19 protein-coding genes and 1 pseudogene are annotated in these 18,183 nt (G+C 65.4%); all 20 read right to left on the reverse strand.

All coding sequences use genetic code 11. The features are described 5' to 3' along the window. Window positions 1–222, reverse strand: a pseudogene (locus C0617_RS07605) (flagellin); the annotation flags it as partial. A gap of 359 nt (window positions 223–581) precedes the next feature. Further along, a complete protein-coding gene (locus tag C0617_RS07610; protein WP_291316421.1) occupies window positions 582–1,070 on the reverse strand; it encodes a hypothetical protein in 489 nt (162 codons plus the stop codon). Continuing rightward, window positions 1,042–1,614 carry an archaeosortase/exosortase family protein gene (locus C0617_RS07615; RefSeq protein WP_291316422.1) on the reverse strand — a complete coding sequence of 191 codons (573 nt, stop codon included), beginning with the start codon at window positions 1,612–1,614 and terminating at the stop codon, window positions 1,042–1,044. The genes C0617_RS07610 and C0617_RS07615 overlap by 29 nt, the downstream gene beginning before the upstream one ends. A gap of 11 nt (window positions 1,615–1,625) precedes the next feature. Continuing rightward, complete coding sequence (locus C0617_RS07620; RefSeq protein ID WP_291316423.1) at window positions 1,626–5,921, reverse strand: hypothetical protein; 4,296 nt, start codon at window positions 5,919–5,921, stop codon at window positions 1,626–1,628. 394 nt (window positions 5,922–6,315) lie between these two features. Continuing rightward, window positions 6,316–6,747: a flagellar assembly protein FliW gene (locus tag C0617_RS07625; RefSeq protein WP_291316424.1), complete on the reverse strand. Its 432-nt coding sequence runs from the start codon at window positions 6,745–6,747 to the stop codon at window positions 6,316–6,318. Then, entirely contained in the window at window positions 6,744–6,986 is a 243-nt protein-coding gene (csrA, locus tag C0617_RS07630; RefSeq protein WP_291316425.1) for a carbon storage regulator CsrA, read from the reverse strand. Before csrA ends, C0617_RS07625 begins: the two co-directional genes overlap by 4 nt. 268 nt (window positions 6,987–7,254) lie before the next feature. Continuing rightward, window positions 7,255–8,097, reverse strand: coding sequence for a flagellar hook-associated protein FlgL (flgL, locus tag C0617_RS07635; protein ID WP_291316426.1), 843 nt, complete (start codon window positions 8,095–8,097; stop codon window positions 7,255–7,257). Between the two features lie 9 nt (window positions 8,098–8,106). Further along, complete coding sequence (gene flgK, locus C0617_RS07640) at window positions 8,107–9,504, reverse strand: flagellar hook-associated protein FlgK (protein WP_291316427.1); 1,398 nt, start codon at window positions 9,502–9,504, stop codon at window positions 8,107–8,109. 1 nt (window position 9,505) lies between these two features. Beyond that, window positions 9,506–9,859: a hypothetical protein gene (locus tag C0617_RS07645; protein ID WP_291316428.1), complete on the reverse strand. Its 354-nt coding sequence runs from the start codon at window positions 9,857–9,859 to the stop codon at window positions 9,506–9,508. Then, window positions 9,856–10,152 (reverse strand): flagellar biosynthesis anti-sigma factor FlgM, encoded by a 297-nt coding sequence (gene flgM / locus C0617_RS07650; protein ID WP_291316429.1) that lies wholly within the window; start codon window positions 10,150–10,152, stop codon window positions 9,856–9,858. The genes C0617_RS07645 and flgM overlap by 4 nt, the downstream gene beginning before the upstream one ends. 169 nt (window positions 10,153–10,321) lie before the next feature. Then, window positions 10,322–10,636, reverse strand: coding sequence for a rod-binding protein (locus C0617_RS07655; RefSeq protein ID WP_291316430.1), 315 nt, complete (start codon window positions 10,634–10,636; stop codon window positions 10,322–10,324). Window positions 10,637–10,652: 16 nt separating this feature from the next. Then, window positions 10,653–11,759 carry a flagellar basal body P-ring protein FlgI gene (locus C0617_RS07660; RefSeq protein ID WP_291316431.1) on the reverse strand — a complete coding sequence of 369 codons (1,107 nt, stop codon included), beginning with the start codon at window positions 11,757–11,759 and terminating at the stop codon, window positions 10,653–10,655. Between the two features lie 11 nt (window positions 11,760–11,770). Further along, window positions 11,771–12,463 (reverse strand): flagellar basal body L-ring protein FlgH, encoded by a 693-nt coding sequence (locus C0617_RS07665; protein WP_291316432.1) that lies wholly within the window; start codon window positions 12,461–12,463, stop codon window positions 11,771–11,773. A gap of 1 nt (window position 12,464) precedes the next feature. Next, a complete protein-coding gene (gene flgA / locus C0617_RS07670; RefSeq protein WP_291316433.1) occupies window positions 12,465–13,205 on the reverse strand; it encodes a flagellar basal body P-ring formation chaperone FlgA in 741 nt (246 codons plus the stop codon). Between the two features lie 14 nt (window positions 13,206–13,219). Continuing rightward, window positions 13,220–14,008 (reverse strand): flagellar basal-body rod protein FlgG, encoded by a 789-nt coding sequence (gene flgG / locus C0617_RS07675; protein ID WP_291316434.1) that lies wholly within the window; start codon window positions 14,006–14,008, stop codon window positions 13,220–13,222. 23 nt (window positions 14,009–14,031) lie between these two features. After that, a complete protein-coding gene (locus C0617_RS07680; RefSeq protein ID WP_291316435.1) occupies window positions 14,032–14,760 on the reverse strand; it encodes a flagellar hook basal-body protein in 729 nt (242 codons plus the stop codon). 56 nt (window positions 14,761–14,816) lie between these two features. Next, window positions 14,817–15,272, reverse strand: coding sequence for a hypothetical protein (locus C0617_RS07685; protein ID WP_291316436.1), 456 nt, complete (start codon window positions 15,270–15,272; stop codon window positions 14,817–14,819). An 11-nt stretch (window positions 15,273–15,283) separates the two neighbouring features. Further along, entirely contained in the window at window positions 15,284–16,033 is a 750-nt protein-coding gene (locus tag C0617_RS07690) for a FliA/WhiG family RNA polymerase sigma factor (protein ID WP_291316437.1), read from the reverse strand. Between the two features lie 2 nt (window positions 16,034–16,035). After that, window positions 16,036–16,953: a MinD/ParA family protein gene (locus C0617_RS07695; protein ID WP_291316438.1), complete on the reverse strand. Its 918-nt coding sequence runs from the start codon at window positions 16,951–16,953 to the stop codon at window positions 16,036–16,038. Between the two features lie 11 nt (window positions 16,954–16,964). After that, window positions 16,965–18,179 carry a flagellar biosynthesis protein FlhF gene (flhF, locus tag C0617_RS07700; RefSeq protein WP_291316439.1) on the reverse strand — a complete coding sequence of 405 codons (1,215 nt, stop codon included), beginning with the start codon at window positions 18,177–18,179 and terminating at the stop codon, window positions 16,965–16,967. Between the last annotated feature and the right edge of the window lie 4 nt (window positions 18,180–18,183).

Here is an 18,183-nt window from a genome sequence, read left to right on the forward strand (position 1 = left end):
CATGGAGACCCCGTCGTTGGCGTTGCGCACCGCCTGGTCCATGCCGCGGACCTGGGCGGTCATGCGATTGGCGATGCTCATCCCGGCCGCGTCGTCCGAAGCGCTGTTGATGCGCAGGCCCGAAGAGAGCCGCTCCATCGACTTGCCGAGGGCGTTCTGGGTGTTGGTCAGGTGACCCTGGGTGGTAAGGGAACTGATATTGGTGTTGATTGACATTGCCATGGATTTTTCCTCCGTGAATTGTGTTTTCGGGCTTCCATGCCCACAAGGTTAGTGCGACTTTAAAACCAAATTTCTAGGATTTGTTCTCGCTTGCTTTACTCATCGACCGCTAAACAAGAAACTTTAGTACTTTTTCGCATTATGTAATATTTCCTGCCAGCTTCTTTGACCTTTGGGCTGTGTTTTTCCCGCCTGGTTCTCTTATCGGTCAGAGAGAAAAATCCTTAAGAACTTTTTCCCTTGCCCCGGGCAGGCGTGCCCGGAGTCCGCGAAAAATGGAAAAGGCCGCCCCCCGAAATAGGAAGGCGGCCCTGGATAAATTGACCGATGGCGCCAGAATGTGCGAACTGGGTGGGGTGTCAGCGGCCCGCGGTTGGGCTCGGGGCTCTTCCCTGATGGACGCCGCCCCCGAAGAGCTCCCCGAGCTGCCGGTGAACCCCGGCAAACCAGAGCAGGTAGGGAAGCACCCAGTGCCCGAGGGTTTCCCATGCGAGGCTGAAAAGGATATGGGCCCTGGATGCGCCCTGCCCCGGCTGGCGGGAGGGGGGCTCGGTCCAGATGAGGAACCCGGCGAGGTCTATGGCCCAGAAAACGGCCACCCCCGTCAGCAGCAGGCCGCCGCGGCGCCTCCAGGAAAGCTTCGGGGTGGCGAGGACCAGGGCGAGGAAGGGGAGGGTGCGAAAGGAGCTGTCGTAATACGAGGCCAGCCCGGCGTGGTCCGAGGGGAGGAAGACGGAACAGGCCGCGAGCAGAACGAACTCGTAGGCCACCATGATCCAGCCCTTGCAGAGGTACAGGATCAACGAGACAAGGAGAAATTTAACGGCGAAGAGGAACTTTGTTCTCACGCTTGACCACCAGTTCGATCCAGGAGAGCCACATCAGGACAAGGAGGAAGAGGAACAGGACCTGCCACAGATAGTCGTGGGCGAAGGGGGCGATCCCGGGCCACAGCTTCACCAGCCAAGCCAGAACGAAGAGCCGGGCCACGTTAATGATGAAGAGAAGCGGCAGCCCCGCCAGCGCGCCCAGGACCTTGGAACGCAGAGAAGCGGGATAGGCCAGGACAAAGGAGAGATAGACCAGGGCCGCGGAGAAGGCGGTGCACTCGAGGACGACCTTCCAGTGGGCGAAGCCCATATAAAGATCGATCCCCTCGAGACGGACCCCGATGCCCGATGCGGCGATCACCGCCGCGGCGGCCCGGGCGGTGGCCAGTTGCAGGAACTCCAGGTGCCAGGGCTTCACCAGCATCCACTGGACCATGTGGAAGCCGAGTACCAGAGCCGCGAAGAGCAGGCAGACCCGGATCATGGGAAACGGGGGCGGATTCCCGTCCCCCCCAGGCTCCGGCGTGGCTTGCCCCCCGGCGGGGGCCCTTTTTTTGGCCATGACGCGCGTCCTCAGGAGGCCTGCCCGTCGCGCCGCCGGGAGTATGCGATAAGGCCGAAAGCGGCCGCCGCCGACAGAAGGGACCAGCCGCCCTGGCCGACGGGCACCTTCTGCGGCGTCGAGGGCTCTACCACGTAAAAGGGCGACAGGGTCCTGGACTCGCCGCAGATCCGGTTCGCACTGGTATTCAGGACCGTGGTGATGTCGCTTGTATAGTGGAAAAGCCTGAGGGCGTCCTCTTTTTCCGGGGAAACCAGGTCGTCATCGCTGTATGCCAGGCAAATGGTAATGACCCCGTCGTAACTGGCCGAGGTGGAAATCGCATAGGCGGACGACGGCAGGACCCGGAACTGTGTCAACCTCGGGAAATCGACCACCGGCACCCGCGTCACCTCGACCTCGCCGCCGGCGGTGATCTGGCTGAAGGAGACCTCCACCTCGGAGATGGGGGCCACGGAGGGATTGCCTGAACTCACCGTGTCGACCGCCTCCCGAAGAATCGTTCCCCTGAAGGCGCCGGAGATATTCCCCGCGGCGTCCTGGTACCGGGCCTGGACCTCGGTCTCCCCGAGCCCCGCCAGCAGGGTCCAGTCCTTGGAAGGGGCGAAGGGCTCCCAGGCGCTCCAACCCATGCCCTCGTTGTTGAAGGACATGAGAGAGACCGGACCGATGTTGTCCGAGGCGGCGAGGGAGAGGGTCACCGAAGAGCCGTTGGCGCCGGCCGATGCGCCCTCGATAACCACGGAGCCGCTCGGTGCCACGGTGTCGAGAGTGGTCGTTGCCTGATAGGTTTGCGAGAGGTTGCCGGCGGCATCCTCGAACTTCAGGTAGACGGTCTTCGTCCCGTCCTCCCCTGCCAGGGTCCAACTGAGGACGGCCGCGAAATCGACCGTCGTGAAGGTTACGTCGTCGTTACTCAGGCGGACCCGGGGCACCCCGTTGGCGTCCGCCGCGGAGAGATCGAGGGTGACGACGAGACTCCCCGTCAGGGCCTCGCGGATGGTGAAACTGCCGGTCGGGTCGGCGGTGTCGAAAAGAATGGAGGCAGCCTCAGGTGAGAACTCGTTCCCCGCCCGGTCCCTGAACCTGACTGAAACAGTCTTGTCCCCGTCTCCGTCCGTCAGGGTCCAGCCCGCCCTGCTGGTGGCATAGGCCTCCCAGGCGCTCCAGGCCCCCTCCCCGTTGCGGAAGGCCATCTCGGCGCAGCCGCTTCCGTCGCCATCGTCGCAGGAGGGTCCGAGAGATACCGAGGAATCATCGGTATTCGCCGCACCACCGTTGATGGTGACGGAACCGGAAGGGAGGGTGCTGTCGAGGACGAAGGTGGTGCTGATGGCGGCGGAGAGATTCTCCAGTTCGTCCTCGAACTTCAGGAAGACGGTCTTTTCCCCGTCCCCCGCCGAAAGGTCCCACCCCGTCACGCTCGTGGCGTAGGGCATTTCCTGGTAGGTGACGCCGTCGTTGCTCAGGTGGATCTTGGCGACGGTCCCCACGTCGACAGCGGTGATCGCCAGCGTCACCGGGGAGGAGGCGACGTACCCCGAGAAGGCAGTCTCGACGGCCAGGGTCCCCTCCGGGGGGGTCCCGTCGAACTCGATAGTGTCGGAGAACGCCTCGGAGACGTTGCCGGCACCGGAGCGCAGCTTCACAGAGACGGTCTTCGTCCCGTCCCCTTCGGTCAGGGTCCACGATTTGGTCGTCGCGAAGGCTTCGAATTCGCTCCACTCGCCCGTCTCGTTCTTGAAGGCCATCGAGGCGGCGCTCCCCGAGAGGGTCAGCGTCACGTCGCGGCTCCCCGTCCGGGCGACTCCCCCGTCGATGGCGACGGTGCCCGTCGCCGGCGCCTCGGTGTCGAGGGTGATGGCTGCCGCTATCGGGGACGAGTCGTTCCCCGCCGCATCCTGGTACTTGACACGGACGCTCTTCGCGCCGTCCCCGGCCGGGAGGGTCCACCCCGTCTTGGGCGTCGTGAAACCCTCCCAGTCGGACCAGGTCGAGCCGTCGTTGGAGAACCGCATCTGGTCGCAGCCGCTTCCCCCGTCGCTGCAGGAGAGATCGAGATCGACGACGGTCGAGGTCACATAGCCGGGGAAATCGGTGACGACCGCGGCCGTCCCCGTCGGGGAGGTGGAATCGAAAAGGATCCCGTCGGAGACGGGGGCGCTTGTGTTCTCCGCCGCATCCTTGAACCGGGCGTAGACCGTCTTGGCGCCGTCCCCCGACGGAAGCATCCACGCCTTGCTGGCGGAATAATCCTCCCAGGGATAGGGCCAGCTTGTTCCATTATGGGAGAACTGCATCATGTCGCAGTCGTCCGGGCCCGTCGCGTCGCAGGAGAGGGAGAGGGTCACCGAGCGGGTCGTCGTATTGTCGGCCCCCTCCGCGATGGAGACCCCGCCGCCGGTCGGCGCCGCGGTGTCGTAGGTGACGGAGGCCGAAACCGTGGAGGAGAGGTTCCCCAAAACGTCCTTGTACCGGGCGTAGACGGTCCGCGAGCCGTCCCCCCCCGCAGCCAGGTCCCAGGAGGAGGAGGAGGCGTAGTCGATCCAGCCCGACCAGGTCGAGTTGTCGTTGGAGAACTGCATCTGGCTGCAGCCGCTGCCGACCCCGTCGTCGCAGGCGAGTGCGAGGGTCGCCGACAGGTCGCCGATGTGGGTCGCCTCGCCCTGGAAGCCAACGGTCCCGGTCGGCACGGCCGTGTCGAGGGTGATGGTCGCCGTATCGGAGTTGGTGTTGCCGGCGGCGTCGGAGACGGCCACCGTGATCTCGTTGTCCCCCTCGGTGAGGCCGACATCGCAGCTCCAGCTGCTTCCGGCCCCGAGGACACAAACCGGATCCCCGTCGTTCACCCGCACCGTCCCGGTCGCATCGCTCGTCTTGGCACCACCGAGGGTCTGGGAACTGACCGGGGTCGGCGAGGTGACCGAATCGATGGAGACGGTCGGCGCCAGGGTATCGAGGGTGATGGATGCACTGTCCAGCACCGCCGACTCGTTGCCGTAGCCGTCCTTGAATTTGACAGAGACGGTCTTGTCGCCGTCACCCGACGAAAGGGGCCAGTCGGCCCGGGATGCGGCGTAGGCCTCCCAGGCGCCCCAAGCGGCGGCCTCGTTCTGGAAGGCCATCTCCGCGCAGCCGCTTCCGAGGCCGTCGTCGCAGGTCAACGCGAGGTCGACCGTGTCGGAGTTGGTGGGATTGCCGTCGACAATGGAGATCGAACCGCTCGCGGGGGCGATCTCGTCGTTGAGGATCTGGCGCAGGGCATGGTTTGCCGTGTCGGCGATAAAGATGCTGCCGCCACTGTCCAGGGTCAGGCCCCTGGGGCTGCTGAACTGGATCTCCCCGCTCCCGCCATCGCCGGAATAACCGGCGACGCCGGTACCGGCCACGGTGGAGACGGTCCATCGCTTCGCCTCCTCGGGGTCGGTGCTGCCGGTATCCAGGTCGAGCCTGCGGATCGTGTGGTTGTGCGTTGATGAATACCTTGTATCGGTCACGAAGAGAACACCGGGTTCCTTGACGGCAATCCTCGTGGCCAGGGCAAATTTTGCCACATCGCCCGCGCCATCGGTCGTGCCGCGACTGCCGTCCACGCCGGCCACGATTTTTACGGAATTGTCGGCGGCGATCTTGCGGATCACCCACCTCCTGGAGTCGACCACGTAAAGGTTGGTGCCGTCGACCGCAACGTCGGTGGGGTACGACATTTTTAACGAAAACCTGGTCTGGTTGTCCCCCGTGCCCCCCCCCCCGCCGGCAAAGAGGCTCACGGTGCCGCCCGCGTCGATGCTGAAGATTCTGTGGGCCGAATTGTCGGCTACGTAGAGGGTGTCGCTCCCATAGTCCAGACCGACGGGCGCGACCAGCGGCGAGCCCGTCGCGAAGACCGAGACGGTATTCTTCGCGGTGATCTTGCAGATCCGGATATTGCCGGTGTCGGCCACATAGACGTTCCCGGCGGGATCCAGCGCCAGGTCCTGGGGCCCGCTGAACCCGTCAGCATAGACCTCCGACTGCCAGGTCCCATCCTTCCAGACCCGCAGCACCCGGTTGTTGTTGGTATCGGAGACGTAAACACTGCCGTCGGTCGCCACCACAACGCCCTGGGGCTGTTCGAAGGGCCCGTCAATCGTCCCTCCCAACAAGGTATCGATTTGCACCCCCGCGGCGGCTGCCCAGCCGGGGAGGAGCAAAAAGAAGACCAGCAGCAGGGCCAGGCAGCGGGCGCCGCCAAAGAGTCTGCGGAAAACCTGCGCCGAGGGAATTATTCCGGAAAGATCACCGACGGGGGTGCGGGGGGTGTCCATGGCGTGTCCTTGTCGTGGCAAAAAAATGTTGGCGACGGCTGATTCAAGGAGCTTCATTAGAAACAGAAAGAGGGGGGAGACTGTATAGCCTCCCCCCTCTGAATCGTTGCGTTATGTCCCGGGCGCTGGCCATGCCAGCCGGTCCGGCCCATAGGGTCCTCCTTCACATCGGGAAAGGAGAACCCCTTCTCCCCGCCCTTCCTCAAACCTTCTTTACCCAAAAACCCACATGAGACTAACAGACAAGCCACCCAATATGCAATAAAAAACGGGCGCCGGGACGGCCCACCGAGGGACGGCCCGACGCCCGAGAGGCGTAAGGAAAGAACGACTGCGCGCGGCAAGGACGAACGGGCGAAACAGGTCCAACCCTGCCGCTATCCCCCTGAGCCGCCTAGGCCTTTGGCAGGGGGGTGTTCAGGCCGTACGGTGAGTTATCGAGCACCACCTGGATGGCCCGGTTGGTCCCCGGCGCAAAGAGGATGGGGGCCTGCAGGTTGAGAGTCACGTCCTCGGGGCCATTCACCGTCACCACCGCCAGCAGGCACCACTCGTCCCCCTGGTCGATGCCGAGCGCCTCCAGCTCCCTGCGGTCGGGACGGACCTGGAAATCGGGGAAAAAGGAGGTGGGGTCGGTGAGGACAAAGGCCACCGCCGAATCCTCGGCGCTCTGAATCCAGAAGAGAGGGCCCTTCTTCAGCTGGGGCATGACGATATAATCGTGCAGCGCTCCGAAGCCGAGCAGCCCCTCCGGGAAGCGGATGGTCAGGCTGGGGTCGTACTCGACCTCTCCGAAACGGGTCAAAATCTTCCGAATGTCGCTCATTTGGAACCGTCCTTCGCCGCCAGAGTGACACTCAAGACATCCAAGTCGTCCATGCTCCACTGGGTCGCCTCCTTGTTCTCCTGACAGATCTTGTCGAAGATCTCCTGCCGGTAAACCTTCCTGTCTCGCGGAGCATCGATGCCGATGCGGATACCGCCCCCCTTGATCTCGACGACGGTCACCTTGATGTCGTCGCCGATAACGATTCCTTCACCGACCTTCCTGGTCAATACAAGCATGTCGCCCTCCCTGGCAGGTTGCTTCTATCAAAACGTTCTGAAAAAGTAACTGAATTATAACCCCAAAAAGGGCCACCCAAAATGGGCCGTTCGACAACCCTGAAGCCCCAGGCCCCGGAAGCGCCGCAAAGAAGAAGGCCTCTGACCGATGCGCGGGATCCCGCCTCCGCGCCTCGCAGCACTCCTTGATTCCCCTCTGTCGAACCGTCCGTTCCGGTTGTGGCTCCGAGGACTAAAGGTACTTGAGAATGCTCAACTGGGAGATCTTCTAGGTCACGCTGAGGGCCGCCTCGTAGGCGGCCTCCTGCTGAGTGAGGCTGCTGATCGTCTCCACGATGTCGGCATCCTCGATACGCGAGAGGACCATCTGCATGTCGACCTTGACCCCCTCCATGTGACCCCGGGCCTCCTCGATGCGGGCGGCGGTGCTGCCGAGTCGGCTCCGTTCGCTGCGCAGCTGCTCCATGCCGGCGTCAAGGTCCCCGAGCCGGCCCTGGATTCCGGCCGTGTCATCGGCCCTCAGGTCCGCCTCGAAGCCTTCGAGCAGGGCGAACAGGTCTACTCCGTTCTTGAACAGCTCGTCGCCGGGCGCGTTGACCCGGACCTGCTCGCCCGGGCCGATCTCCAGATTGAGGGCTCCGCCGTCTCCTCCGTAGGCGTGGGGCGGAGCGTCGCCGAAGGGGGGGGCGTCATCCCGGAAACCGCCGAACAGGTAGCGGCCGCCCATCTCGGCGTTGGCCACCCCCAGCAGTTCCTGGCGCAAATGCCCGACTTCCTCGGCCATGGACTGACGGTCCTCGGCGGAGAGGGCGCCGTTGAGCGAGCCGATGGCGAGCTCCTTGGCCCGGATCAGCACGTCTCCCCCCCGGTCGAGTTGGTCGTCGGTAAACTGCAGCCGATCGAGGGCCGAGCCCATGGTCTCGATGTAGCGTTCGGTCCCCCGGATGTCGCTGCGGGCTGCAAGCAGGGAGCGCACCGCGCCGGGATCATCCGAGGGGCGAACCAGCTTCTTGCCCGAGACGGCGGTCAGCCGCAACTCGTTGAGGCGGGTGCCGTTGCGCTCCAGCTGACCGAGCAGGGTCCGATATGTGGAAGCGTTGGTGACCTTCATCGACTCGTCCTAGATGTTGAGCAGGGAGTCCATCATCTCGTCGACCGTCGCCAGGAACTTGGCGGAGGCCTCGAACCCCGTCTGAAACTGGATGAGGCTGACCATCTCCTCCTCCACCGAGACGCCCACCTGGGCATCGCGGAAATTCTGGAGCTGAAGCAGGGCGTCCCCGCTGCCCTGAAGGGAAAGCTGGTTCTGGCTCACCTCGGTCCCCACCCGGGAGGCCATATCGGCGTAGAAGCGGCCGAAGCTCGTGGAGCCGTCGACGCTGGGCGCATCCTCCAGGGCCATCATCGCCAGGGCGTTGGTGTTGTCGCCCGATGCGGAACTGGTGCCGGCGGCCACCTGGCCGGTGTCGCTCAGAGCCGTCGCCAGGGAGCCCGCGGCCCCCTCCCAGGGGTCGGCCGGCGGCGCCGGCGCCGCCGGGACCGCGAAGAAAGCCCCCCCCGCCGCGCCGCTCGGATCGGTCCCCGCGGCGTGCACGGCGTTGACCCCGGTGGCCAGGCTGTAGGCGAGCTTGTCGAGATCGTTCTGAACGCCGGGCAGGACCTGGTCCCGGACCTCGAGCAGGCCCCCCGCTTCGCCGCCGAGGTTGTCGACGCCAAGGTCATGGACCCTGTCGCCCGCCTTCAGCTGCAACTGCAGGGCGTCCCCGCTGCGATTGGCCTCCAGGGCCAGGGCCTCGCCTTCCTGGACGAGGGGGGGAAGCCCCCCGGGCAGGTGAACCGCCACCATGCCGCTCCCGGCATCGAAATGCTGGATCCCGAGACTGGAAGAGAGGCTCTCCAGAAGCTGGTCGCGCCGGTCCCGGTCGGCCGGGGCGCTCTGCCCGGCGGCCTGAAGGGACGAGATGCGCAGATTGAGATCGGCCACCTCCTGAAGCTGGCCGTTGATGGCGTCGATCTTCCCCTCCAGGGTGTCGTCGATACCGCGGCGCACCCCCTCCAGCTCGTCTGCCGCCTGGTTGAAGGCCGTCGCGAGCATCTCCCCGCCCTGAAGGACTCCGTCGCGGGCCGCTGAGCTGGCCGGGTCGCTGCTGAGTTCCTTCCAGGCGTCGAAGAAGCCGTCGATGCGGCCGCCGAGGCCGGTCTCGGAGATGTTGGCGATACGCTCGAGGTCGGCCAGGGGAACGGCCTTGGCGCTCTCCTGGCCGAGCGCCGCGCTCTGGCTGTCGATCTGGCGGGTCAGAAATGAATTGTGGGCGCGGGTGACGTCGTCGACCCGGACTCCCTGGCCGACCAGAAAGCCCCCCATATTGAGAGTAGGATAGCTGGAGACCTGGGCGGTCTGCCGGGAATAGCCGGGAGTATTGACGTTGGCGAGATTGCCGCCGGTGACCTCGATCCCCTTCTGGCTGGCGCCGAGGCTCGACTTGCCGATCTGAAGTGCATTGAACAGTCCGGACATCTCACGCCCTCCCGGAGAGGAGCCTTCCCGCCGCCGCGGCCCGGGCCTCGCCGCCGCCGGTGCCGTACCCGGGGGAGGTCCCCTGCTGGCCGAAGAACTGCATGGTTTCCCGGACCCAGTTCAGGGCCGACCAGAGCAGGTAGGCGTTGCGGCGGTTCTCCTCTCGCACAACCGCAGCCAGGCTGTGGATCTTCTCGTCCGCCTCGGCGGCGGAGGGCAGGCAACGGACAAGATCCTCTTTCTGCCGGGTGGCGGCGCTCATCTGCTCCAGATCGAGGGCCTTGGCGCACTCGCGCTCCCGGAGAATAAGGCGGTGCAACTCGGTCAGCTGGCCGTGCAGGCCCTGCTCGCTCATGAAGATTCCTGCTCGGACAGGAACTTGAGGACGCTCTCGGCGACCTTCTCCAGGTCGGGCTTGTAGGTGCCGTTCCCGATCTGCTCCTTGAGGGCGGCCACCTTATCGGCCCGCTCGGCGTCGGAACCGGCGGTCGGCTCCTTGGCCTTGTTCACCTCCTGAAGAACCGAGGAGAAAGCCACCCGGTCCTTGGCGGTCTGTTGCCCGTCATCCTTGGGAACCTCGACCTTGCGGGTCCGCTTGACCCCGTCTATAGGAGTGATGCCCTTGTTGCCGAGAATTTTAGACGTCATGGCCTGCACCTCTTTGAAGCACCCCGCGCGGGTCGCGGGGCTGGGATTCTGCGAATGGAGGCTCTTCCCCCTCCATCTCTTAGTCTTCTTTTCGGCAGGGGGGCGGAAAAAGTTTAGAAAAAATCTCAGGCGGGCCGTTCGAAGTGATCGAACAGGGGCGAAAGGCCGCTCAGTCCGACTCGGTCGGGGCGTCGAGCAGTTGCCGGTAAAGGGCCTCGGCGATGCCCAGGCCCTTGCCGGAGGCCGCCGAGCGGGCGATCTCCATGTCCATCATGTCCCGGAACACCTCCCCCTTCATCCCGTTCTCCATGAGCCCCCCCTCGGGGACGGTGCTCCGCATCCCCTTGAAGAGCTGCTGGACGAAAATGGCCTCGAACTCCTGGCAGGTATTGCGCAGGGCCTTCGGGTCCTGGCCCGACTTTTCGGGGGAAACCTTGGTAGTGGCCATGTTCAGCAGCAGGCTGGGATCGAGATTGAGATTCATGGTCGGTGCTCCGGTCCTAGAGGATAACGAGCTCGGCATGGAGGGCGCCGGCCGCCTTGATGGCCTGGAAGATGGCGATGATGTCGCGGGGCGTGGCGCCGATGGCGTTCAGGGCGCCGGCCACGTCGCCGATGCTGACCCCCCTCTTCATGACGACGAGGCTGGAGTCCTGCTCGCTGACCTCGATGCCGGTGTCGGGCACCACGACCGTCTTGCCCTCGCCGAAGGCGTTGGGCTGGGAGACCTGGGCCGACTCGCTGATCACCAGGCTGAGGTTGCTGTGGGAGACCGCCACGGTGGAGATGCGCACGTCCTCGCCCATGACGATGGTGCCGGTCCTTTCGTTGACCACGATGCGCGCCAGGCTGTCGGGCACCACGTCGAGGGACTCCAGGGCGGCGACGAAATCGACGGTCCGTCCCGCGAAGGCGGCGGGAATCTTCACCCGCAGGGTGCCGCCGTCCACCGCAGCCGCGGTCTCGGGGCCGAAGGCGGTGTTGACCGCCAGGTTCATGCGCGACATGGTGGTGAAGTAGGCGTTCTTGAGGCGATAGGTCAGGCTCTGCAGGTCGCCCAGGGCGAAAGGAACCTCCCTCTCCACCAGGGCCCCGCCGGGAATCCTCCCGACGGTCGGGTGGTTGGTCTGGACCTTGGCCGCTTCACCCCCGAAGGCCAGGGAGCCGACCACGAGGGGCCCCTGGGCCACGGCGAAGGTGTTGCCGTCGGGACCCCGAAGGGGGGTCATGAGAAGCGTTCCCCCGGCCAGGTTCTCCGAATCCCCGACCGAAGAGACCAGGACGTCGATGGTGCTGCCGGCCCGGGCGAAGGGGGGGAGCTGAGCGGTGACGATGACCGCGGCCACGTTGTCGACCTTGACCTGGTCGCGGTCCACGGTCACCCCGAGGCGCTCCATCATGTTGACCAGGGACTGGACCGTGAACTGGGTGCTGGCGCTGTCGCCGCTGCCGTTAAGGCCCACCACCAGGCCGTAGCCGACCAGCTGGTTGTCGCGGACCCCCTCGAGGCGGGCGATGTCCTTGATCCGCGTGGCGTGGGCGGCGACCGAAAAGAGCAGGAGAGCGGCGAGGGCAAGGACAGTGGTCTTGTTGAAAACGCTTCGCACGGAAGTCCCCCTTAGAAAGGCCAGGTATGGTCCAGGAGCCGAACCAGCCAGCCCTGCTTCTGCTTGTCGCTGAGGACCCCCTTGCCGGTGTAGGCGATGCGGGCGTCGAGGATGCTCTGAGAGTTGACGACATTGCTGGAGGAGATGTCGGCCTGGCGGATAAGGCCCGAGAGCTTGACGATCTGCTCCTCGTTGTTGACCGTAACCGTCTTCTTCCCCTCGATGCGCAGGTTGCCGTTGGGCAGCACCTCCACGACCTGGGTGCTGAGGGTGGCGACAAGGTCCTCCTTGCGGGAGGTCCTGCCCGAGCCTTCGAAGTCGTTCTCGTAGCTGGTATCGATCAGGCTCGTGGGGTCGATGGCGCCGTTGAGGGTGGCGAGGTTCTTCTCCAGGCCGAAGAAGTTGGCGAGCCCGGCCTTGGCGGTGCTTTTGCGCCCCGCGGAGGTCTTCGCCTCCTTGCTGGCGCTGGCCTGCTCGAAGATGGCCACGGTCAGGATGTCTCCCACCCTGCGCGCCTTGAGATCATAGAAAAGCCCGCCGCGCCCCTCGGTCCAGAGCGAGCCTGCTGTGGTGGGGGTGGGGGGCTCGATGACCACTTCGGTGATCGTCGGCGGCAGGACCTGCTCGTGACGCGCCTCGCCGTGCAGGGCGCACCCGCAGAGCGGAAGAAGCAGCAGCGGCGAAAGGAAGATCAGGGCTTTCATCTCAGAACTCTACCTCGGCCAGCCCGGGCGCCACCACCCGGCACTGGATCTCCTTGCGGGAGCTGTTGTTGCGAACCCGGACGAACTCCCCCTCGCGGCCGTCCTGGCGGGCCTCGCCGAGAGCGGTCAGGCGAAGAGCCCCCCTGGCGGCGCTGATGGTGATGGTTTCCCCGCGCCGGACCATGGGCGGGAATTCCACCGTCCCGCGGCTGACCGGAACGCCGGCGCGAACCGAGCGCCGCAGCCTCTTGCCGAGAAGCTCCTCCGGGTCGAAACAGGGCTCCCTCAGGTCGACCAGGTTCCGTTCGGACAGGACAATGTCGTCCCGGGACAGCTCGGCTCCCCGACGCAGGTCCGAGGCCGCCACCACGACAGGGGCGAGGGCCTCGAGCTCGGCGCGCAGCGACAGGTTCTTGACCACCCGGCCGTCGACCCGGAAGATAAGGGTAAAGCGGCGGCTGCCGAGAATTGCCGGGTCGGAAGGGATGACCTGGGTGGAGAGCCGCCCCGCAGGCAGGGTAAAGGGGTCGGGCAGGGTCAGGGACCGAAATCGGACCGAAGCCGGAGGCAGCTCCTCGCGGTGCTCCTCGAGGTAGGCCTGGAGGATTTGCTCGATCCTGTCCGGGCCGATACGGGTGTCGCCCCCTCCCGCTCCGGCGATCTTGGTCAGGCGGACCTCCTGGCCGAGGGCAACCGATCCGGCAAGGGAGAGAAACAGGGCAAACAGGGCAATGCGCGGCATGTTCAATCCAATCCCTAGCGGGTCAGGTTATTGGTCATCTGGAGCATCTCGTCGGCGGTCTTGATCGCCTTGGAGTTCACCTCGTAGGCGCGCTGGCCGGCGATCATGTTGACCATCTCTTCCATGATGCTGACGTTGGAGCCCTCCAGGAAGCCCTGGGCCAGGGTGCCGAAACCTTCCTCGCCGGGCAGGCCCGAGGTCGGGTTCCCGGTGGTGGGCGTCTCGGCGAAGAGATTGCGCCCGAGGCTCTTGAGCCCGGCCGGGTTGCTGAAGCGCACCAGGTCGAGAGTGCCGACCTGGGTGGGGGAGTTCTCCCCGTCCAGGAAGACCTCCACGGCACCGTATTCGCCGATGGCGACCTGGGTGGCGTTGGCCGGAATGACGATCTCGGGGAAGACCGGATAGCCCTCGGAGGTGACCAGGCGCCCGGTGCTGTCCTTCTTGAAGGCCCCGGAGCGGCTGTAGACCGTGTCCCCGGCCGGATCGGTGACCTGGAAGAACCCTGAGCCCTCGATGGCCACGTCGAGCTCGCCGCCGGTCTTGTGGATGTCCCCCACGGTGAAGATCTTCTGCACCGCGGCGACCTTGGAGCCGAGGCCGACCTGGACCCCGGTGGGGATTTCCACCCCCGGGGTCGCGGTGGTGCCGGCGGTGCGCGCGGTCTGGTAGAGGATGTCCTGGAAGTCGGCCCGGCTCTTCTTGAACCCGGTGCTGTTAACGTTCGCCAGGTTGTTGGCGATGACGTCCATGTTGATCTGCTGGGCCTCCATTCCGGTGGCCGCGGTCCAAAGCGCTCTGATCATGCCTATCTCCTCCCGGGAGCCGCCTAGGCGACGATTCCCAGTTCGTTGGCCTTGCCGGCCAGGTCGTGGTAGGTTTTGAGCATTTTCTGGCAGGCCTCGAAGACCCGCATCGAATCGACCATCTGCCCCATCTCCTGCATCAGGTTGATGTTGGCGTCTTCCAGCTGGCCCCGGTAGATGCGGGGTTCGGCGACCCGCTGCTCCACGGCGGCGGGGTCGGCGACGAACATACCCCCGCCCTGGCGCTTCAGGATCGAAAGATCGTCAAAGGTATAAAGGGGGATCTTCTTCATCTCCCCGTCGTCGAGGAAGACGTTGCCCTCCTCGTCGATCTCCACGTCGGGCCGGGGAAGGGCGATCGGGCGGCCCTCGTCGTCGAGCATCTGGAGACCGTCGGCGGTGAGGAGGCCGCCCCCGGTGTCGAGGCGCAGGTTGCCCTGGCGGGTGTAGAAGACGCTGCCGCCGGCGTCCTGGACCTTGAAAAAGCCCTCCCCGTCGATGGCCAGGTGCAGGGGCACGTTGGTTCGGGAAAGGGCGCCCTGGGTGAAGTCGGTGAACCCCTCCTCGATCCGGGCGTAATCGACCCCCCTGGCCGCGAGACCGCTGCGGGCCGCCTCGAGCCGGGCCTCGAACACCGCCTGCCCCTTCTTGAAACCGACAGTCTGGGCATTGCTCAGGTTGTCGCTGATGGTGTCCAGCATCTGCATCCGGGCCTTGGCTCCGGAGAGGACCCCGTAAACGCCTGAACTCATTCTCTGCTCCTTTGTTGTCCCTCAGAAAGACGTATCGACACTTGCGGCCGGCATCTTTAGCCTTGTTTTCTGCCCTGGCGCGAGAGCCTGCTGAGCTTTATCAGCTGGCGGGCCTCCTCCGAGGAGACCTGGAGAATGGCGAGCGCCTCGTCCATGTTGTCCGGCTCGACGCCCCGGCTCGCCAGGGAGGCCAGCAGGCGGTAGCGGTCGGGAGCCTCGCGGGGCGCCGTCTCCGCCTTCAGGCGGGTTCCCAGCCGGGCCCATTTCAGGTCCGCGGAGAAACCGCCACGGAGCGCCGCCGGGTTCTGGGCCACCGGCGCCGGCGCGGCCGCCTGCGGCCGCCCCTGGAATGCCCCCAGCACCTGCTCGGCCCTGCTCCGAAGCCGGGCGTTCTCGCCGCCCAGCCGGTCGAGCCGGCGCGCCAGGAAAAAACAGCCGCTGCCGAAGGCCAGGGTCAGGGCCAGCACCACCATGAAAGAGACGTCCTGAGCCGAAAACGCGGAAAAATCCATGGTCACCTCCCCTAGTTGCCCAGCATCGGCCGGCGCCGGACCTTGACTTTGAGCTTGGCCAGCGCCTGGCTGTGCAGTTGGGAAACCCGCCCTTCGGAAACCTCCAGCACCTCGGCGATCTCCTTCTGGGTCAGCTCTTCGTAGTAGTACAGGGAGACGACCAGCCGCTCCTTCTCGGAGAGCTTGGCCAGGTGCCCTGCCAGCTCCCGGGTCAGCTCCTTCGACTCCAGGTTCTGGCAGGGGTTGCGCCCCTTGCGGTCCTCCAGGGCGTCGAGAAAGCTCTTGCCGTCCTCTCCGTTCTGGTCCATGGTTTCGTTGAGACTCACGCAGCCCAGGTGGCTGACCTCGCCGAGCAGCTGCTGGTAGTCTTCGAGCTCCAGGCCCATGGCCTCGGCGATCTCATCCTCGGCGGGCGAGCGGCCGAGGCGGTTCTCGAGATCCTCCAGGGTGCTCATCAGCTGCCCCTGCTTGTCGCGCATGGAGCGGGAGAACCAGTCCATCTTGCGGACCTCGTCGAAAATGGCCCCCCGGATCCGGCGCTCGGCAAAGGTCTTGAAGAGGATGCCTTTGCTCGGGTCGAAGCGACGGGCGGCGTCCATCAGGCCCATGCTGGCGGCGCTGGTGATGTCGTCCCGGGTCATGAAAGAGGGGACCTGGGTAGTCATGCGATCGACGAGGAACTGGACCAGGGGCAGGTGATCCATGATGAGTCGCTCCTGGTCGCTGGCAGTCGGCTGCGGGTAGGCGGTGGCAGAATACATGGCTATCCCTCCTGTCCCATTGAAAGAAGCCTCCTCCAGAAAAACTCCACGCCTCCCTTGGGCTGGGAACTGTGCTGGGGGGCAGCCAGGTTCTTGGCAAGGGCCTCGAAGGCGCAGCTGGCCTTGATGTTGGGGAAAAGCTCGACAATGGCCTTCTGCCGGGTAATCGACTCGCGCATCCGCCTGTCGAAGGGGATGCCGCCCAGGTAGTCGATGGAGATGTCCAGGTAGCGGCTCGAGACCATGGTCAGCTTGCGGTAGACCTCCAACCCCTCCTCGCCGCTCCTCACCGAGTTGACCACCAGCTTGAAGCGCTTTTCCTGGTAGCGGGTGGAGAGCAGCTTCATGAGGGCGTAGGCGTCGGTGATGGCGGTCGGCTCCGGGGCGGTGACCACGAGGATCTCCTGGGCGGCGGTGTTGAAATAGGTCACGTTCTCGGAGATGCCCGCCTCGGTATCGATGAGGACCACGTCGAAGTCGCTGTCCAGGGCCTCCATCTCGTTGATGAAACACATCTTCTGCTCGCGGTCGAGGCGGGTGACGGCCTGCACCCCGGAGCCGGCGGGAAGGATGTGAATCCCCTCCGGCCCCTCGACGAGGATCTCGCTCAGCCCCTTTTCCCCCGAAAAATAGTGATTCAGGGTGTACTGGGGGGTGAGGCCGAACATCACGTCGATGTTGGCCAGACCCAGGTCGGCATCGATGATCAGCACCCGCTGCCCCTGCCTGGCCAGGGCCACGGCCACGTTGGTGGTGACCGCGGTCTTGCCGACCCCGCCCTTGCCGCTGGTGACGGAAATCACCCGGGCCGCCCCCCGGCGCAGGGATTGTCCCGAGGTCGAGCCTGAGCGCTGCCCGGTGAGGGACCTCAAGGTGTCGGCCTGATCGAATTTTTCCTGTCGCAACATCGCAGTTTCCATTGATGGCTTCCTCAGTGCGTTCCCATGATCAAATTGGCAATCCCCTTCGGCTCGGCCAGCAGCAAGTCTTCGGGAACCCGCTGGCCGTTGGTGACGTAGGAAAGAGGATAAGGGAATTTCTGCTGGACATTGAGCAGTGCGCCCAGGGTTTCGCATTCGTCGAGTTTGGTGAAGAGGAGGCTGCTGATGGGCAGGCGGCCGAAGCTTTGCACCGCGCTGGAGATCTCCCGCTCCCGGGTGTTGGCCGCGAGCACCAGGTGGTTCTCGACGCCGCTCTCCTCTCCGAGAAAGGCCGCCATCTCCTCCAGGCCGAGGCCGTCCTTGGGACTGCGCCCCGCCGTATCGACGAGGATCAGTTCCTTGTCCCGGTGCTTGGCGAGCTGCTGGCGGAACTGCTCCGGGGAGATGGCCACATCGACCGGCAGGTCCATGATCTCGCCGTAGACCTTGAGCTGCTCGGCGGCGGCAATGCGGTAGATGTCGATGGTCACCAGGGCCACCCTGCGCCCCTGGCGCAGCAGGTGGTCTGCGGCGAGCTTGGCGACGGTAGTCGTCTTGCCGACCCCGGTGGGACCGACCAGGGCGACGGTGCGGGGCCCGCGGCCCTCGAAAGCGAGGGGCCCGCTGACCTTGACCAGGTGGGCGATGGCCTGCCGGGCGAAGGCCTTGAGGACCTGGGGATTTTCTTTCTGGCGGGTGGTCAGCTTGCCCATGGCGATGCGGACCATGGCCTCCTCCACCTCTCCCTCCAGGCCGTACGCGGACAGGATGTCGGCCAGGGTGGCGACCCACCCCTTCCTGGAGGCGGCGCCCTCCAGGGCGCTGCGGGGAACGTCGGTTCGCGCTCCGGCGCCCGGGACGGAGGCCGTTTCGAACATCTTTTTCAGATCGCGGATCTCGCCGCGCAACTCCTCGATGTTCAGGGAGGAGAGGTGGCCCTTGAGCCCCTCCACTTCCTCCTCGAGAGGATCGATGACCCGGCGATTCTTCCAGATGTCGGCGTAGGAGATGTCCTCCTCGATCGGGGCGCGGCGCGGAGGGGGGGCCGAAGCCCCGGCGGAACGGACCAGGTGCTGCGCCTCGGCGGGCGGGGCCTCCACGGCGGCGGTCACCTCCAGGCGGGGCTTGCCCAGCCTCCCCATCCCCCCGCGGCGCACGCTGCGTGTGGAGAGGATCAGCGCCTCGGCTCCCAGGGTCTCCTTGACCTGGCGCAGAGCGCTTTTCATATCG

The sequence above is a fragment of the Desulfuromonas sp. genome, assembly GCF_002868845.1.
GTDB lineage: Bacteria > Desulfobacterota > Desulfuromonadia > Desulfuromonadales > BM501 > BM501.

What these genes read in the sequence shown, in the direction of transcription:
- C0617_RS07645 (WP_291316428.1), bottom strand. Translation starts at nt 9,859, where the DNA reads ATGAGCGAGCAGGGCCTGCACGGCCAGCTGACCGAGTTGCACCGCCTT.
- C0617_RS07695 (WP_291316438.1), bottom strand. Translation starts at nt 16,953, where the DNA reads ATGGAAACTGCGATGTTGCGACAGGAAAAATTCGATCAGGCCGACACC.
- C0617_RS07665 (WP_291316432.1), bottom strand. Translation starts at nt 12,463, where the DNA reads ATGAAAGCCCTGATCTTCCTTTCGCCGCTGCTGCTTCTTCCGCTCTGC.
- C0617_RS07615 (WP_291316422.1), bottom strand. Translation starts at nt 1,614, where the DNA reads ATGGCCAAAAAAAGGGCCCCCGCCGGGGGGCAAGCCACGCCGGAGCCT.
- C0617_RS07620 (WP_291316423.1), bottom strand. Translation starts at nt 5,921, where the DNA reads ATGGACACCCCCCGCACCCCCGTCGGTGATCTTTCCGGAATAATTCCC.
- flgL (WP_291316426.1), bottom strand. Translation starts at nt 8,097, where the DNA reads ATGAAGGTCACCAACGCTTCCACATATCGGACCCTGCTCGGTCAGCTG.
- C0617_RS07690 (WP_291316437.1), bottom strand. Translation starts at nt 16,033, where the DNA reads ATGTATTCTGCCACCGCCTACCCGCAGCCGACTGCCAGCGACCAGGAG.
- C0617_RS07680 (WP_291316435.1), bottom strand. Translation starts at nt 14,760, where the DNA reads ATGAGTTCAGGCGTTTACGGGGTCCTCTCCGGAGCCAAGGCCCGGATG.
- csrA (WP_291316425.1), bottom strand. Translation starts at nt 6,986, where the DNA reads ATGCTTGTATTGACCAGGAAGGTCGGTGAAGGAATCGTTATCGGCGAC.
- flgM (WP_291316429.1), bottom strand. Translation starts at nt 10,152, where the DNA reads ATGACGTCTAAAATTCTCGGCAACAAGGGCATCACTCCTATAGACGGG.
- flhF (WP_291316439.1), bottom strand. Translation starts at nt 18,179, where the DNA reads ATGAAAAGCGCTCTGCGCCAGGTCAAGGAGACCCTGGGAGCCGAGGCG.
- C0617_RS07625 (WP_291316424.1), bottom strand. Translation starts at nt 6,747, where the DNA reads ATGAGCGACATTCGGAAGATTTTGACCCGTTTCGGAGAGGTCGAGTAC.
- C0617_RS07655 (WP_291316430.1), bottom strand. Translation starts at nt 10,636, where the DNA reads ATGAATCTCAATCTCGATCCCAGCCTGCTGCTGAACATGGCCACTACC.
- flgA (WP_291316433.1), bottom strand. Translation starts at nt 13,205, where the DNA reads ATGCCGCGCATTGCCCTGTTTGCCCTGTTTCTCTCCCTTGCCGGATCG.
- flgG (WP_291316434.1), bottom strand. Translation starts at nt 14,008, where the DNA reads ATGATCAGAGCGCTTTGGACCGCGGCCACCGGAATGGAGGCCCAGCAG.
- flgK (WP_291316427.1), bottom strand. Translation starts at nt 9,504, where the DNA reads ATGTCCGGACTGTTCAATGCACTTCAGATCGGCAAGTCGAGCCTCGGC.
- C0617_RS07685 (WP_291316436.1), bottom strand. Translation starts at nt 15,272, where the DNA reads ATGGATTTTTCCGCGTTTTCGGCTCAGGACGTCTCTTTCATGGTGGTG.